Origin of the sequence: Arsukibacterium sp., from assembly GCF_033721375.1 — a bacterium.
Classification (GTDB): Bacteria; Pseudomonadota; Gammaproteobacteria; order Enterobacterales; family Alteromonadaceae; genus Alishewanella.
This window is the reverse complement of record NZ_JAWWAP010000003.1, coordinates 305,250-322,355: the sequence shown is the minus strand read 5'-3', so window position 1 is coordinate 322,355 and position 17,106 is coordinate 305,250. Positions and strand designations below refer to the sequence as shown.

General features: G+C 51.0%; 10 protein-coding genes. 6 read left to right on the top strand and 4 right to left on the bottom strand.

What is annotated here, in order from left to right:
• The first annotated feature begins 52 nt into the window (after nt 1-52).
• From R3187_RS06545 to glmS, 3 genes are all read left to right on the top strand, one after another.
• Complete coding sequence (locus tag R3187_RS06545; protein ID WP_318965888.1) at nt 53-610, top strand: DUF1439 domain-containing protein; 558 nt, start codon at nt 53-55, stop codon at nt 608-610.
• A 320-nt stretch (nt 611-930) separates the two neighbouring features.
• Nucleotides 931-1,698, top strand: a complete 768-nt coding sequence (locus tag R3187_RS06540; RefSeq protein ID WP_318965887.1) for a DeoR/GlpR family DNA-binding transcription regulator — start codon at nt 931-933, stop codon at nt 1,696-1,698.
• A gap of 49 nt (nt 1,699-1,747) precedes the next feature.
• A complete protein-coding gene (gene glmS, locus R3187_RS06535; protein ID WP_318965886.1) occupies nt 1,748-3,577 on the top strand; it encodes a glutamine--fructose-6-phosphate transaminase (isomerizing) in 1,830 nt (609 codons plus the stop codon).
• 504 nt (nt 3,578-4,081) lie between these two features.
• Here the strand turns inward: glmS and R3187_RS06530 are convergent.
• Nucleotides 4,082-4,567, bottom strand: coding sequence for a DUF2269 domain-containing protein (locus R3187_RS06530; protein WP_318965885.1), 486 nt, complete (start codon nt 4,565-4,567; stop codon nt 4,082-4,084).
• Complete coding sequence (locus R3187_RS06525; protein WP_318965884.1) at nt 4,551-5,201, bottom strand: hypothetical protein; 651 nt, start codon at nt 5,199-5,201, stop codon at nt 4,551-4,553. The genes R3187_RS06530 and R3187_RS06525 overlap by 17 nt, the downstream gene beginning before the upstream one ends.
• A gap of 473 nt (nt 5,202-5,674) precedes the next feature.
• On the opposite strand from R3187_RS06525, the gene R3187_RS06520 reads away from it, so the two are divergent.
• Complete coding sequence (locus R3187_RS06520) at nt 5,675-8,311, top strand: family 16 glycosylhydrolase (protein WP_318965883.1); 2,637 nt, start codon at nt 5,675-5,677, stop codon at nt 8,309-8,311.
• Between the two features lie 25 nt (nt 8,312-8,336).
• Nucleotides 8,337-11,342: a TonB-dependent receptor gene (locus tag R3187_RS06515; protein WP_318965882.1), complete on the top strand. Its 3,006-nt coding sequence runs from the start codon at nt 8,337-8,339 to the stop codon at nt 11,340-11,342.
• Nucleotides 11,343-11,712: 370 nt separating this feature from the next.
• On the opposite strand, the gene R3187_RS06510 is transcribed toward R3187_RS06515, so the two are convergent.
• Nucleotides 11,713-14,286 (bottom strand): glycoside hydrolase family 3 N-terminal domain-containing protein, encoded by a 2,574-nt coding sequence (locus R3187_RS06510; RefSeq protein WP_318965881.1) that lies wholly within the window; start codon nt 14,284-14,286, stop codon nt 11,713-11,715.
• Entirely contained in the window at nt 14,283-15,566 is a 1,284-nt protein-coding gene (locus R3187_RS06505; RefSeq protein ID WP_318965880.1) for a sugar MFS transporter, read from the bottom strand. The genes R3187_RS06510 and R3187_RS06505 overlap by 4 nt, the downstream gene beginning before the upstream one ends.
• Nucleotides 15,567-15,723: 157 nt before the next feature.
• Between R3187_RS06505 and R3187_RS06500 the strand changes: the two genes are divergently transcribed.
• Nucleotides 15,724-17,082, top strand: a complete 1,359-nt coding sequence (locus R3187_RS06500) for a GH1 family beta-glucosidase (RefSeq protein WP_318965879.1) — start codon at nt 15,724-15,726, stop codon at nt 17,080-17,082.
• The last annotated feature ends 24 nt before the right edge of the window (nt 17,083-17,106 follow it).

The window sequence follows — 17,106 nt, the reverse complement described above, 5'->3', positions numbered from 1 at the left end:
AAGCTTCAACCGGTACTGTGTTAGCCGGATATTTGTTTAACAGGGATAACTTATGCATCGTTTAATTGGTTTAATATTGATTCTGCTGCTGGCAGGTTGTGCCCAGCTGGGCTCGCTATCAACTTATAACGTCAGCGAGGCAGACTTAGAGCAGATGCTGACATCGCAGCTACCGAAACTGACCCGCCAGGCGAATGTGGCAGGTATTCCGCTGAAAATGGCGGTAGAAAAAATGCAGGTTGATATTGGCCCAGATAACAGTGATCTGGTGCGGATTAATACCGATGCGTCAGCGGTGCTGTCATTGTTTGGCTTAAGTTACCCTGCGAGTTTGCAGTTACAGATAGAAGGGGCGCCTTATTATGACGCCACTGAAAAAGCCATTTTTATCCGCTCGGTAAAGCTGCTTGACTCCAGTATTGAAGCGGCGGGTTATCGCGGTAACTTAGCACCGGTAAGCAATGAGTTGCTGCAACTGGTTAATGGCTATCTGGCGTCTAATCCGGTGTACCGGCTGGACCAAACCAACCCTACCGTTAAATTGCTCACCGCAGTACCGGTAAATATGGCAGTGCAGGACGGCAGGTTGGCGTTTAGTCCTGGCCGTTAACAAGCGAAGACAAAAAAGTCTGTACTGAATGCATAAAAAAAGGGGCAGCGTCAGCTACCCCAAAGTGCAAGACAAGTAAAACAACGACCAGAGACGGCCCATCCGGGGGCCAGTCTGTGTCAGTCCGTGACGCAACAGACTATAAACCAGGCTTGGTGCAAATGCAAATAGTTATCATTAAGAATATTGCGTTATTACCGCATTTTTTTGCTGTTAATTACAACAGCGACTTGCAATCTGGCCGCAGATCTCTAAAATATCTTTCGATTTGAAACTTAACCGAAAGAATCGATACTCTAACAAGTCAATAAGCGAAGCCAATGAATAAACGCAATACTCAACAACGGCGTCATCTTATTGTCAGTCAGTTGCAGCAGCAGGGTGAACTGTCGGTTGAGCAGCTGGCCGAGCGATTTCAGACATCAGAAGTAACAATTCGTAAAGACTTAACGGTACTGGAGCAGGCAGGCTTGCTGTTGCGCCGTTACGGTGGCGCGGTGCCGGTACCGCAGGATTTTATTGCCGACTCCAGTTTCGAGAAAGTTTCAAAGCGAAAGCTGGCAATTGCCAAAGCCGCTGCCGGTCTGATTAAAGATCATTACCGGATTATTATTGATAGCGGCCGCACCACCGCCGCCCTGTTGCCAGAGCTGGCCGGCAAACAGGGCCTGGTGGTCATGACTAACTCACTGGGTATTGCCAATGCCTTGCGCGAGCTGGAAAACGAACCCACTCTGCTGATGACCGGTGGCACCTGGGATCCGCAATCAGAGGCCTTTCAGGGCCAGCTGGCTGAGCAGGTATTACGCGCCTATGATTTTGACCAGCTGTTTATTGGCGCTGATGGTATCGATCTGGCCCGCGGTACCACCACTTACAACGAACTGTACAGTTTAAGCCGGGTTATGGCCGAATGCGCCCGCGAAGTCATTGTGATGCTGGAATCAGATAAGCTGGGGCGGAAAATTCATAATCTGGAACTGCCCTGGGACATGGTAAAAGTGCTGGTAAGCGACGACGGCCTAAGCGATGCCGCCGCTGCCACCATAACCGAACAAGGTGTGAAGGTGATCAGGGTTCAGGCCTGACTCACCCGCTCAAATTAAGCTAATTTTAACGGATTGACGGAGAGAAAGTATGTGTGGAATAGTCGGCGCTGTAGCGCAACGTGATGTAGTGGATATTCTGGTTGAAGGCCTGCGCCGCCTGGAGTACCGCGGTTATGACTCGGCAGGTGTTGCTGTGGTAAGTGCCAGTGGTGAGCTGACCCGCTTACGCCGCTTAGGCAAAGTGAAAGAGTTAGCAGATGCCGTTGCCCTGACACCAGCCACCGGCGGTACCGGCATTGCCCATACCCGCTGGGCCACCCATGGCGAGCCGAGTGAACGCAACGCGCACCCGCATGTCTCCAGCAACATTACCGTGGTGCATAACGGTATTATTGAAAACCATAGCCCGTTACGTGATGCCCTGAAAGCCAAAGGCTATGTATTTACTTCAGACACCGACACCGAAGTTATCGCCCACTTAGTGGAAGAAGAGCTGAAAAGCGCTGGTTCACTGCTGGCGGCGGTACAAAAATCGGTAAAACAACTACATGGTGCTTACGGCACTGTGCTGTTGGATAAAACCGATGCCAGCCGGGTAGTGGTAGCGCGTTCTGGCAGCCCACTGGTGATTGGCCTGGGCATTGGCGAGAACTTTATCGCCTCTGATCAGCTGGCGTTATTGCCGGTTACCCGCCGTTTTATTTTTCTGGAAGAAGGCGATGTGGCAGAAATCACCCGCCATAGCGTCAGCATTTTTGATAAAGATGGCCAGGCCGTTGAGCGTGAAGTGCATGAGTCTAACGTTAGTTACGATGCCGGCGACAAAGGCCAGTACCGTCACTTTATGCTGAAAGAAATTTATGAGCAGCCCACTGCCATTAACAACACGCTGGAAGGCCGCTTAAGCAGCGACTCGGTGCTGGATGAAACCTTTGGTAATGGCGCAGCTGAGCTGTTTAAACAGGTGAAGCACGTACAAATTGTTGCCTGTGGCACCAGTTATCACTCCGGTATGGTGGCGCGCTACTGGTTAGAATCATTAGGCGGTATTTCCTGCAACGTCGAAATTGCCTCTGAATTCCGTTACCGCAAATCATTCGTCCAGCCAAACAGTTTACTGGTCAGCATTTCGCAGTCGGGCGAAACGGCCGATACCCTGGCGGCACTGCGTCTGGCCAAAGAAGCCGGCTATGTTGGCAGCTTAACTATCTGTAACGTGGCGGGCTCATCGCTGGTACGTGAATCCGACTTAGCCTTTATGACCCGCGCCGGCGCTGAAATTGGCGTAGCGTCTACCAAAGCCTTTACCACCCAGCTGGTGGGTTTAGCCATGCTGACCCTGGCCATTGGTAAATATAATGGTTTAACTGCGGCGCAGCAGCAGGAGCTGACCGAAGCTTTGAAAAGCTTACCGGGCAAACTGGAGCAAACTCTGGCGCTGGCACCGCAAATTGAAGCGCTGGCCGAAGAGTTCGCTGATAAGCATCATGCGCTGTTTTTAGGCCGTGGCGATCAGTACCCTATCGCGATGGAAGGGGCGTTGAAGTTAAAAGAAATTTCCTACATTCACGCGGAAGCTTATGCCGCCGGTGAGTTAAAGCACGGCCCGCTGGCACTGATTGACGCCCAGATGCCGATTATTGTAGTGGCACCGAATAACGATTTGCTGGAAAAGTTAAAATCGAACGTTGAAGAAGTGCGGGCCCGCGGCGGTATTCTTTACGTATTCGCCGATACTGACGCCAAATTCCAGTCAGACGCCACCATGCGGGTGATTAACGTACCGCACGTTGCTGATATCCTGGCGCCGATTGTTTACACCCTGCCATTGCAGTTACTGAGCTATTACGTTGCCATTATCAAAGGCACCGACGTAGACCAGCCACGTAATTTGGCAAAATCAGTTACGGTTGAATAACAATCGCTAAAAACATTAAGGCCATCAACAGTATACTGTGATGGCCTTTTTTATTCTTATGCGGTAGCAGAGATCTGTCTCTATCAATTTTTATATCTAAAGTGTTACTCAGAACTGAGCATCTGTTTTAACGAGCTGCTGGCTTGTCACGTTTATATTTTACTGGATTCGATATGAAAGAGCTCAGTAGCAAACCAAAGGGGGTACTCCAGAGAATAACGTGTTTGTGGTTATACATATCAGCAAGCAGGTAACTCGCCAGGCCAATAAAAATCATAAAAAACGCAGTTCGATATAAGAATCCCAATTTGGAAAGTACATAGTGTTGCTCGCAATTGGGGCACTCGGATGAAAGTGTTGGGTGAAGAAAAATATTTCTCCAGACAGATAGCCTGTGTTTATTACAATGAGGACAAAATTTATACAAGTTTACAGCCTCCCGTGCTGATAATTCAGGTCTTGAATAATTGGGTTCAGGTCAAAATTAAAATTGATACCCCAGTCTCACCAAATCACTTGTTTCGACACCGCCAACCACATAATTACCAGTACCGTGACCGGTAGCGTGATGAGTGCCAGATTGGTAAAGCCTTTATGGTAAAAGCTGATCATCGCCTGGTCACGATGCGACAGTGTTGCCCCTTTGCTGCGCTTTTCGGTGAGCTTTTTTACCTTCCAGTTACCCAGCCAGATATCGACAATTTCCAGCGGTACAATAATAAGCAGCACCAGCCATAGCTTTTGCTGCAACCACGGCATAGCAATAAAGCCAAACTTAAATGCCATCGCCGCACCGCTCAATAGTAATGTGCAAAGTGCAATATGCTCCAGTGTAATGGTCCAGAAAAACACCCGGTACACCTTAGCGGTAGCTGGCGCAAGCTCGCCCTCATGCTGCTGCATATAACGTAATACCAGCCAAGAGCCGATGGCCGGGCCTAACCACATAATTAGCGAGCCTAAATGGATAACCTTAAGCGCGGCGTACATGCGTGCCTCCCCACAGTTTCCAGGCAATCAGCACAAACCACAGGGTGCTTAGCACCATGCTGGCGGCGGTAAAATACTCGGCTAATACCAGCTGTTGCAGCGCGATGCTAACCGACAAGCCCAGGCCCAGTAGCCAGGCAACGATGCCCGGATACAGCCAGACTTTTAATACCGGCTGCTGTTTGAGCAATGCCAACGTTAGCAGCATGCCGCCGATATTATACAAACCATTGCCCAAAAAGCCGGTCAGGTGCATGGCCAGAGCGTCAATAAATTGCAGCAGCGCGATATTGCTAACCGATACCTGCGGCATTACAAAGGCATACAAAGTTTCGGCCATCAGATCCGGCGCCATACCCAGTGCCACCAATAACACGCCATACTGGCGGGCTGCGCCACGCTGCAGAGCGGTAGATAGCATTACCGCAAATGCCAGCAAGCTCAGGGCGGCTAACATCCAACTGAGCCAACCCAGTTGCCATAGCATCAGGTTGCTATTGATATATGCCAGCCGTGTTGCCAGGTCATCACCCACTGGCAAGCCTGGCCGCATTGGGCCGTTCATCATTAAACAGGCGATAAAAATCAGCAACGCTATCAGTAACGTAGCGTAAAAGTAATGCGGTTTAGTCATAACAGGCTATCCGTAGCAACAAGAGCGCTATCTTAACTTTTAGTGCAACTAAGGAAAACGTTTTATGCAGATTAATATCTTGTTCACCAGCGACTACTGTTCATCAATGATGAGCAAGCCACAATAACGAACATATGGATTGTCTGCCTAGTCGCGTCAACAACCCACCGATGTCGACCAGCCACGTAACCTGGCGAAATCGGTAACTGTCGAATAAGCTGCACCAAAATTTAGCAAAGGGCCTTAGGGCCCTTTTTTATTGGTGCATGCTTAATCTTTGAAATTTAATGAAAAAGTCATGTTGCTGCAATAAATTGCACCGCTTTGGTCCGGCTTTTTATCGCAGCGCTATTGACGGCTGAAATTTAATCATCTACCTTTTGTAAGCGCTTACATTTTTATGTTGCAGATACCTTTATTGGTGTTGGCGTTTCAGTCAGCAGGTAGCAAAGACCCAGGGGATGATTACTAAAATGAAACAGATTTCAACGTTAACCGCCTTACTAATGGCGGCAGGCCTGGCCGGATGTGGTGGCGATACCGCTACTTCAACCGATTTAACGGCGGTTAACCCAACCGAGCCGGTAAGTGACTGGCAACTGGTATGGAGTGACGAATTTGACGGTACCAGCATTGATGACGATAAATGGACGCATGAAATAAATTGCGCCGGTGGCGGTAATAACGAAAAGCAATGCTATACCGACAGCCCGGACAATTCGTTTGTGTCAGACGGCACCCTGAAAATTGTCGCCCTGCCGGCAGAAGAAGGGGCACCGTTGCCTTATACGTCGGCCCGGTTAAATACCAAGTACCAGGGAGACTGGAAATACGGCCGCTTTGAAATGCGTGCCAAGTTGCCGTCAGGCCAGGGCAGCTGGCCGGCGTTCTGGATGTTGCCTACTGATAACGTTTACGGCGAATGGCCGAAATCTGGCGAAATCGACATTGTTGAAGCGGTTAACCTGAAAGTGGCCGGTGAAGATGGCGTGGCGGAAGCCAACGTCCATGGCACGCTGCATTATGGTCGTGCCTGGCCGAATAATGCCAGTTCGGGCAAAGCCTATCAGCTGCCAGAGGGAATGAACCCGGCAGATGATTTTCATACCTATGCCATTGAATGGAACGAAGGTGAAATTCGCTGGTATGTTGACGGTTATCTGTATCAAACGCAGATGGCGTCAAAAGTACGCTTTAACAGCCGTGGTGAGGCCGTTGGCCTGAGCCATCGTGGCTGGTTTTCAGAGAATTTTGACATTGTTACCGGCGAGCTGGAAACGAAATGGAATAGTGCGCCATTTGATCAGCGTTTTCACTTATTGCTGAACTTAGCAGTGGGTGGCAACTGGCCGGAAAACGTAAACAATCTGGGTATTGATGCCGAAGCCTTTGCAGATGGCCAGACCTATGAAATAGATTACGTGCGGGTATACCAGTGCGGCCAGGACTTAGACAGTGGTAAAGGCTGTGAAACGGTACGGGCCGGCTATAAAGATGAAGAAACTCTGGTAATTGGCGAAGCGCCAATTCCTTCACCGCCTTCAACCGGTGTCGCGCAAAACCTGATTATTTTTGCTGATACACCGAACCCGAACTGGCCTGCCTGGGATTGCTGTGGGGGTTCTACCCCGGCGCTGGTTGAAGTGGCCGACCGTGGCAATGTGTATGAGTTTGTGGTCAACGCCCAGCCTACCGTAAATGGCTTTATTACCCGCTCGGCTTTTATTACTGATGAGGAAGGGGTGCCCAGCCCATTTGATGCCTCGCCGTTAATTGAGCAGGGCAGCATCAGTTTTGATATGCAGGTGGTATCAGCGCCGTCAAACCCAGCCTCAACCTGGATATTTAAAGTTGAGAGTAATAATAACTCCAGCTTTGCTGAACTGCCAATTACCACCAGCAGTGAAGGTATTTCTCCGGTAACCGGCGAATGGCAAACCTATACCTTCCCGCTGCAAATGCTGGCTGATGCCGGTCTGGATCTGTCTGCCATTGACGCAATTATGATCTTCCCAGCCTGGGATACCGGTAACGGTGCTGTCTACCGGGTCGATAATGTCAAAATCGCCCAGCCTGATGCCGCCTCACCAGAGTTAACTATCTTTACAGACGAGCAAAACCCGGCCTGGCCAATGTGGGATTGTTGTGGCGGTACTACCCCGGTTGAAGTAATGGATGACGCAGAACATGGTCTTACTGCCGAGTTTGCTATTGGCGCCACACCAACAGTAATGGGCTTTAATACGCGTTTGCTTGAAGCCGCTGCTGAACCGTTTGATGCTTCAGCGTTATTAAGCGAAGGCGTCGTGCAATTTGAAGTAAAAGTGGTTAATGCACCTACAAATCCTGATTCAAGCTGGCTGTTTAAAATAGAAGCAGACGGTGGTGAATCATTCGTTGAATTGCCATTAAGTGCTGGCAATGGCGGCGTTGAGCCGGTTACTGGTGAGTGGGCCACTTATACCTTTAGCATTCAAAGCTTGTCTGACGCCGGATTGGATATCAGTGCTATTGACGTACTGCTGGTATTCCCAGCCTGGGATACCGGCAATGGTGCAGTGTACCGCGTGGACAATGTCCGGATCTTTAATCCTAACGCCAGCGCAAATGGTCCGATAACTCTGTTCCGCGATGCAGTTCATCCAGACTGGAGCCTGTGGGATTGCTGCGCAGGTTCAACCCCGCAGGTAGTGGATGCCGGTGCACCTTATGGCAATGTAGCGCAATTTTCAGTGCTGGGTTCGCCAGAAACGGTGCAGGGTATCTTAGCCGACGAAACTGTGTCGTATGACGCCACGCCATTACTGGCCAGCGGCAGCGTCAGTTTTGATATGCGGGTGGTGGATGCGCCGGCTAATCCGGATTCAAGCTGGATATTTAAAATTGAATCGACTGGTGCTGCCAGTGCGGTTGAGCTGCCATTAGCCGCTGGCAACAATGACCAGGCCCCGGTTACCGGTGAGTGGCAGCGCTATAGCTTTTCACTGCAGAGCCTGTTTGACGCTGGCTTAGATATCAGCGACATCAACGTGATTATGGTGTTCCCGGCCTGGGGTACTGGCTCGGGTGCAGTATATCAGATTGATAACGTTGAAATTTCTAATAACTAATCAGTGCGACGAGAGTAAAACCATTATGAAACCAATATTATTTAATAAAAGCCAGGTTGCCATTGCGGTATCAGTCGTACTGACAGCCGGCCTGCTAATGCCGGTGCAGGCGCAGGAAGCAGAACAAGAGCAGGCACAGGACGTCAATGTCGAAATTATTCAGGTAAAGGGTATTCGCGGCAGTTTAGCGCGTTCGATGGACATAAAACGCGATGCCTCGGGCGTGGTGGATGCCATTTCTGCCGAGGAAATGGGTAAGTTCCCGGACACTAACCTGGCCGAATCGTTGCAGCGTATTACCGGGGTGTCGGTGAGTCGGGCAAACGGTGAAGGCAGTCAGATTACCGTAAGGGGCTTTGGTCCTGAATTCAACCTGGTTACACTTAATGGCCGTCAGATGGCGGGAACAGGTTTTACCCGGTCATTTAACTTCGAAAACTTATCTTCCGAAGGCGTCAGTGCGTTAGAAGTATATAAAACCGCCCGGGCAGATATACCAACAGGTGGCCTGGGTGCAACGGTCAATATTGTTACCGCTAAACCCTTCCAGAACCCGGGAGAGCGCTACTCTATTATGGCGAAGGGGTTGCATGACTCCTCGAATAAAGCCGGTGACGACGTGACTCCTGAAGTAGCGGGTATTTACAGCAATACCTTTATGGATGACCGTTTCGGTGTCACCGCTAACTTCTCTTTCCACCGCAGAGATTTCCAGCGGCAGTCGGCCAATGTCCGCTCCTGGCAGTTAAACCCTTCCTTGTCGGTGGATGAGTCGGATATTATGGATGGCCGGCCGATGGATGCCAACGGCGAGGTTATTCCCCGTTTCTGGGCACCCGATGATGATGGTGTTTTACAACCTATCGCGGCAGCATTCTTTCCGCAGGAGATCAGTTTCGCCCGCGACGATATTCAGCGCGAGCGTACCAATGGTCAGGTAACCTTTCAGTTTGCGGCAACGGATGATGTGATCCTGACCCTGGATCACACCATTTCTAATGCGGTGACTGGCAATAACTCGCTGTCCTGGGGGGTATGGAACGGTTCCTTCGGCGGCAACGCCAATGCCTATGAGTTAGATGAAAATGGCACGGCCATTTATTACAACTCATCAGGTGATGACGGCTCTTTTACCGGCTTCAGGGAAACCGGCGAAGTTGACTCAAAGGCCACTGGTTTTAATATTGATTGGGCGTTTTCTGACGCATTAAACTTCAGCTTTGATGCACATACCTCTAAAACCACCACAGACAATGGTAAGGATAAGGGATTGGGGGCACAGGCTCGGGTTATTCTGGGATCGGCCGCGCTGTCATCAAAAGAATATTTTTTCCGCGAAGGTGATATTCCTGGCTACAACATCAGGTGGCAAAATGGCTCCAATGAACTCAGTCCCAATGAAATAGGATCAAACTTCAGCATCTTCACCCGTACCCCGGGTGAATCAGAAGTCACCCAGTATCAGTTTGACGGCAATTGGCTGCCCGAATTAGGTTATGGCCTGAGGGGTGTTTCATTCGGTGCGGCTTACACCGAACAATCTCTGAGTGGCTCTGGCGGCTCCAACAACGCCAACGCACCGGGATTCAACAATGGCACCTTTGCCGAAATCTTCCCGGACAGCATGTTTACCCGTGTTGATCTGAGTAACTTCCTGGATGAATTTTCCTTCGGACCAGCGGGGGTATCGCCCGGGTATGCTTATACCTATGATATCGATGAAGCCATCACCCGCCAAATGGCCTTCCTGACAGAGGATGTGCTGGGTGCTGATGCGTACGTGATTGGCTCATTCGGGCCGGACATGTTCCCGGTGAATAGCATCGAAGAAGAAACAGTCAGCCTGTATGTTTCAACCGAGTGGGAATTTGACGTTAAAGGTTACTATGTTGATGTGAACCTTGGTTTACGCTACGAAGAAACCGACATTGTCAGCCCGGCCAAGAGCCGCGTGCCTGAATATGTCTATTGGGCCGGCGGGTCGGAGTGGCTGACTCAGTTCGCCGGTGGCGGCGACCTGGTGGAGGTTGAGTTCACCGGTAACTATGACTTACTGCTGCCGATGTTTGACGTGAAAGTGGATATTGCTGAAGATTGGGTTGGGCGCTTCTCGGCAGGCAAGACCATTACCCGGCCCACCCTTGGGCAGATGCTGGGCAACCTTAGTCTGACGCCTTCACCCAAGATAGGCGCCAGAAGTGGTAGCCGTGGCAACCCTAATCTGAAGCCATTTGAGTCAACTAACCTGGATCTGTCGCTGGAATATTACTATGGCGAGGCGAGCTATGCGGCCATAGGCCTGTTCTGGAAAGACGTTGACGATTGGATCGATAACTCACAAGTCACCACAACCTTCGAAGGCTTACATGACGTTTATCAGGGCCAGCGTTGGAATAATGCGGTTGCGGCCATCGAGGCGCGTGGCGAGCAGGCCACTGATGCAGCCATTTACAATGAGATTGTTGCCAATGGTGTGGGTATCGGTGAAAACAACCGGGTGTTACCTGATCCTGCTACCGATCCGCTGATTGAGTGGACAATCAACTCCCCTGAAAACGTCGGTGCCAGGAAGGTAAACGGCCTGGAGTTTGCAGTGCAGCACGTGTTTGGGGACAGTGGCTTCGGTACAGGAATAAACGGCACACTGGTGGACGGTGACGTAGAGTACGATAATTTCGTGTTGGCGGCACAGGCGATTCTGCCCGGTCTGAGTAACTCGGCCAACTGGCAGGTCTTCTACGAGAAACAAGGCTTGTCGGTCCGGTTAACGGCCGCATGGCGAGACGAATATCTGGCGGGACAGGGCCAGCCGGATACCACCGATGCGCCGCCTAATTATGTTGAAGAATACTTACAGTGGGATTTAAGCGTTAACTACGACATTAATGAAAACCTGACTGTATTCTTTGAAGGCATTAACCTGACCAATGAAACCGAGCGTAGCTATGGCCGGTTCGAAAGACAGTTCTTAAGTGCTGCGCAATATGGTCCACGGTATGCCATTGGTGTCAGATACACCATGGGCAATTGATCATACTGTAATACCCTCCCTGTTGTAACTCCGGTTTAGTGCCCGCTTGCGGGCACTTTTTTTTGCGCTGAATTTCTTAATTGACCTGACATTTACATCGATCTAGCACGGCTGGGGGTTGGTGTGCTTACGTAACAGCGGCATGGATGCCGCGGAGCCTGAAAGGGCACAGGGATGTGATCCTTGAAGGCGGTGAAGTAAGTATCTCCAGCCCCCTAGCCTCTGCACCGATCTTAGCGGCTACACCAGTCACTGTGCGTCTCGGAGTTAGTATTAGTCTTAGCAACTCAGTACAGAGGGAATGATAGTTGAGAGGATTTAAAAAAGGGCGCCCGCGGGCGCCCTTAAGCTTTGCTTTAACACCAGGTCGTTACTGGCAAGACACCACAGTATGCTGCTTATCAGCTAGCGGGCTGATTCTGGCATCAGCCAGGCTAAGGGTTAACTTACCGCTGGTTTGTACTGACAATACCTGAAACACCTGGCCCAGATTCAGTCCCTGCTGCTGCAGGCAGCTTAAATTAACTGCCAATGGTTGCCATTGGTCGTCCGGCATGGCAGCCAGTGCTTCGCTGATATTGACGTTGCCGCCGCAGTCATCGCCACAGGCCATGCCCAGCATAACCGTTGCAGGTACGTCACCCTGGCGCTTTACCAGCACCGTTAACTGGCTGTCAGCTTCGGCATAGGCTCTTAAGTCGCGTGGAAACGGACTAATAAAGCTGAATGCTGCGCTGGCACTGCCATCAAACTCAAAACGGCGGGCATCTTCCTGCACCTCTTTATCAAAGGTGCGGCTGTTGATCGCCCCTAACTGCTGAATACTGCTACTGACCATCGCGCTGTCAATGGCATTGCCGTTACCACTTTGCAGTTGCAACTGCCATGGCGAGCGGGGAGACCGTTCAAAAATAGCCAGTTCAGTTAACTGGGTGCTCTGCTCTATCTGCTCTGACAGCTCGGCGGTCAATACGTCTTTATCGCCATAACGCAGGCCAAAGCCATAAGGCAGTAATGGCTTATAATCGGTATCGCCATAGTTAACAGCAGTTTGCTGCGGGCTGGCTGGCCAGGAAAAAGATAACTTACCGTGAAAATCATACTGCACAGAGCCGTCGGCATTGGCCAGAATTACGTCTGCCACCCCTTCGCCTTCACTGCCCGGCAGCCAGACGGCGACAAAGGCATCAGAGGCATTCAGCTCAGGGTTTACCCACAGCGGCCGGCCACTGATAAACAGCGACACCACCGGGATACCCTCTGCTTTTAACTTGTTAAGCAGCGCTAAATCCGTTTTATTACCGCGCTGATATTCCAGGTTATCCAGATCGCCATTGCCCTCAGCGTAAGGCTCTTCACCAAACACCACAATCGCCACATCAGGTTTCTGCTGATAGCTGCCATCGACTGAAAGCTCAACGCTACCGCCTGCTGCGTTAACCTGGCGCGCTATACCGTCATAAATGGAACTGCCACCCGGGAAATCTGCGTTGGTGTTACCGGTACCCTGCCAGCTGATGGTCCAGCCACCGGCTTGCTGGCCAATATTGTCTGCACCCCCCCCGGTCACCAGCAGCCGCTGTGTTGGATTTAACGGTAATAACTGGTTGTGGTTTTTCAGCAATACCAACGATTGACGCACTGCGTCGCGCGCTACTGCACGGTGAGCTTCGGCGCCAATCAATTCGGTTTTACCAGCCAGCGGCCGCTTAGCCGGGCTGGCTTTATCGAATAAGCCGGCGCGCATTTTAACCCGCAAAATACGCCGTACTGCGTCATCTACCCGTTGCATGCTGATGTCACCGGCTTCAACCTGGTCAATCAGGTTATGGTACAACGGCTTCCAGGCAGCAGTGGGCACCATATAAATATCCAGGCCGGCATTGGCTGCCTGCGGGCAGTTTTCATTTGTGCAGCCCGGGATCTGGCCATGGCCATTCCAGTCGCCGACAATAAAGCCATCAAAGCCCATCTGCTTTTTCAGCACATCAGTCAGTAAATACTTATCGCCATGAATTTTGCTGCCATTCCAGCTGTTAAATGACGCCATTACCGACTGGGCACCGGCCTGCAGGCCGCCGACATAGCCCTGGGCATGAATATCAAACAAGTGTTGTTCAGTGACTTCAGTATTGCCCTGGTCAATGCCGCCGGTAGTGCCGCCATCGCCAACAAAATGCTTAACGGTACTGATAACCTTGTCATCACCTAGAAAGTCGCCATCGGCAGCACCCTGTAACCCGGTAACAATGGCCGCGGCATAATCGTGGACAATTTGCGGATGCTCTGAATAGCCCTCATAAGTGCGGCCCCAGCGATCGTCCCGCACTACCGCGACAGTTGGCGCAAATACCCAGTCAATACCGGTTACCATCACTTCGCGGGCGGTGACTTTGGCAATCTGTTCTATTAATGCCGGGTTATTGGCTGCGCCCAGGCCAATATTGTGTGGAAAAATAGTCGCGCCAATCACATTGTTATGGCCATGCACCGCATCGGTGCCCCACATGGTGGGAATACTGCTGCCATCCAGGCTGGCATCAACCGAGGCCTGATACATCGCTTCAGCCAGGGCTATCCAGTCGGCCGGGGTGGCATACTTGTCGTCATTCGGAAAAGCGCCGCCACCATTTAAATAGGAGCCAAAACCATACTGGCGCATATCGTCGACGGTAATGTCGCGAATTTCCGGCTGGATCATCTGAGCGATTTTTTGCGGCAGGCTCATATCGGCCATTAAATCAGTGATGGCTTGTTCAATGGCCGGATCCTTTGCTACCGGTAACTGCAATTGTGGCCAGATATCAATATTGGTGGCCGTTTTACTGGCAGGTTCTGTCGCTGCTGAATCTGGCGCCGGTTTACTACAGCCAGCCAGCGCCAGCGCGATGCCGCCTGCCAGCAGCACAGGCTTTAAATAAAAAGGGTGTTTTTGGAAAATCATAACGGCTCCTTCGGCACTACGGTGGCTTTAACGTCGCGCTTACAGCCGTTTAAGCCGTAAAAGGCAATATAGATATAACACAGCAACGGCAGAATAAAGGCCAGCTGGACACCAACGCTGTCGGCTAATGCTCCTTGCAGCAGCGGTAAAATGGCACCGCCGACAATGGCCAGGCATAAAATGCCGGAACCCTGACTGGTGTACTGTTTTAAGCCGGCAATGGCTAAACTGAAAATGGTCGGGAACATAATAGAGTTACACAGTCCGACCAGCAGCAGTGACCACATCGCCAGTTTGCCGGACGATAAAATAGTTAATGCCAGCAACAACACCGCACAAATGGCGTTAAAGGCCAGTACTTTGCCGGCATTCACTTTTTGCATTACCACAGCGCCGATAAAACGGCCTACCATAGCACCGCCAAAGTACCAGGCAATATAGTGCGACGCCGCGCCTTTTGACATTCCGCCAATTTCCGGCATCGACAAGTAGCTGACCAGAAAACTGCCAATACCGACTTCGGCACCAACGTAGACAAAAATACCCAGCGCGCCCAGCATTAAATGCCGTTGCTTCCAGGCTTCACCGCCCAGCGGTAAGGCTTCGGTTGGGTCTTTTTTACCCATTGCCGGCAGTTTTAACCAGGCAAAAATCAGCGCCAGCACAATCAGGCTGGCGGCCAGAATTAAATAAGGTAACTGGACGGTTGATTCTGTCACTGCGCCGGGTACCGGCTCAGGCGCGTCCAAACCACCAAAAATTAACCAGGCACCGAAAAAAGGCGCTACCGTAGTGCCCAGCGAGTTAAAGGCCTGGGTCATGGTTAACCGGCTGGAAGCCGTTTCCGGTTGGCCCAGCACGCTGACATAGGGGTTAGCCGCCACCTGCAAAATAGTGATGCCTGAGGCCAGCACAAACAGCGCCAGCAGAAACATCGCATAGACATGCATTGCAGCAGCCGGCACAAATAACAGACAGCCGGCGCCGGCGATCAGTAACCCGGTAACAATACCGGCTTTATAACCAATTTTACTGACCAGCATACCGGCCGGTACAGAGACAATAAAGTAAGCACCAAAAAAGCAGAACTGGATCAGCATGGCCTGGGTGTAATTTAAATCGAACAGCATTTTTAAGTAGGGGATCAAAATGTCATTCAGACAGGTGATAAAGCCCCACATAAAAAACAGTGAGGTCAGGGCGGTCAGTGCGAAGCGGTAATTTTCATTGCCGCCGCTGGCACTGAGGCCTGCCGTGGTTGGTAATGGTGTAGTTGCCATCTTGTCCCCCTCGGGTGAATAGTGTTTTTTATTGACGTGCTGGTGAGAGCCGTCTAGTATGATGTAAGCGCTTTCATTTATAGCATATATCACGCTGTTGGCAAATTTTTTGTCGTCCAGCTGCCAGTAACTTTACGTTCGGAAGATAGCCAAATTGATGAAAATCTCCTTAGCTGCCAATTCAGCCTTACTTAAGCCCGATTTTACCTTTGGTGTGGCAACGGCCTCGTTTCAGATTGAGGGCGCTGCCGATAGCAGGCTGCCCTGTATCTGGGATACCTTTTGTGCTGAACCTGGCCGGATTAAAGACGGCTCTGACGGTCTGACAGCCTGTGATCATGTTAACCGCTGGCGTGAAGATATTGAACTTATTGCCTCACTTGGCGTTGACGCCTACCGCTTTTCAATTGCCTGGGGCCGGGTAATCAACACCGATGGTAGTATTAATAAGGCAGGGCTGGCGTTTTATCAGCAATTACTGGACGCTCTGCAGCAGCGCAATATCAAAGCCTTTGTCACGCTGTACCACTGGGATTTACCGCAGTACCTGCAAGACGAAGGCGGGTGGTTAAACCGCACTACCGCCTACAAATTTGCAGACTATGCTGACCTCGTCAGTCAGGCGTTCGGCGATAAAGTTTATTCTTATGCCACCCTGAACGAGCCTTTTTGCAGTGCCTATTTAAGCTACGAAGCGGGGATTCATGCACCAGGTGTGCAAAACCGGAAGCAGGGCCGCCAGGTCGCTCATCATTTATTACTGGCGCATGGACTGGCAATGCAGGTATTACAACGCAATGCCCCCCGGGCGCTGAACGGCATCGTCCTGAATTTCAGCCCCTGCCATCCGGCCAGCAGCAGTGAAGCCGATATCCGGGCGGCGCGGATGGCCGATCAGTATCATAATCAGTGGTATATTCAGCCGTTAATCGAAGGGCGCTACCCTGAACTAATTAGTCAGTTATCGGTGGCTGAGCAGCCGGAAATTGCCGCCGGCGATATGGCCATTATTGCCCAGCCGCTGGATTTTCTTGGCGTAAACTACTATACCCGCACGGTATACCGCGACAATGGCAAAGGCTGGTTCAGTGATGTGCCGCCAACCAGCCCGCCATTAACCGATATGGGCTGGGAAATTTATCCGGCGGGGCTGACCGAAATCTTGCTGGATATAAATAAACGCTACACCCTGCCGCCGGTGTATATCACCGAAAATGGTGCGGCGATGCCCGACAAGCTGCAACATGGTCAGGTACAGGACACTGAGCGGGTAGCCTATTTTCAGCAACATCTGCAGGCGGTAGATAATGCAATAACCGCCGGCATGCGCATCGACGGCTACTTTGCCTGGAGCCTGATGGATAATTTTGAATGGGCTGAGGGCTATGCCAAACGCTTTGGTATAGTCTATGTTGATTATGCGACCCAACAGCGCACGTTAAAAGCCAGTGCTATCGCCTTGCGCGACTTCTTTGCCAACCGCAAGGCTACCGATAATAAGATTGCTAACAAATAACAATAAGTAGAATTAACGCGCCAT

Coding starts and splice junctions, on each gene's coding strand:
- R3187_RS06530 (WP_318965885.1), bottom strand. CDS start 4,567: ATGTACGCCGCGCTTAAGGTTATCCATTTAGGCTCGCTAATTATGTGG.
- R3187_RS06525 (WP_318965884.1), bottom strand. CDS start 5,201: ATGACTAAACCGCATTACTTTTACGCTACGTTACTGATAGCGTTGCTG.
- R3187_RS06520 (WP_318965883.1), top strand. CDS start 5,675: ATGAAACAGATTTCAACGTTAACCGCCTTACTAATGGCGGCAGGCCTG.
- glmS (WP_318965886.1), top strand. CDS start 1,748: ATGTGTGGAATAGTCGGCGCTGTAGCGCAACGTGATGTAGTGGATATT.
- R3187_RS06505 (WP_318965880.1), bottom strand. CDS start 15,566: ATGGCAACTACACCATTACCAACCACGGCAGGCCTCAGTGCCAGCGGC.
- R3187_RS06515 (WP_318965882.1), top strand. CDS start 8,337: ATGAAACCAATATTATTTAATAAAAGCCAGGTTGCCATTGCGGTATCA.
- R3187_RS06545 (WP_318965888.1), top strand. CDS start 53: ATGCATCGTTTAATTGGTTTAATATTGATTCTGCTGCTGGCAGGTTGT.
- R3187_RS06500 (WP_318965879.1), top strand. CDS start 15,724: ATGAAAATCTCCTTAGCTGCCAATTCAGCCTTACTTAAGCCCGATTTT.
- R3187_RS06540 (WP_318965887.1), top strand. CDS start 931: ATGAATAAACGCAATACTCAACAACGGCGTCATCTTATTGTCAGTCAG.
- R3187_RS06510 (WP_318965881.1), bottom strand. CDS start 14,286: ATGATTTTCCAAAAACACCCTTTTTATTTAAAGCCTGTGCTGCTGGCA.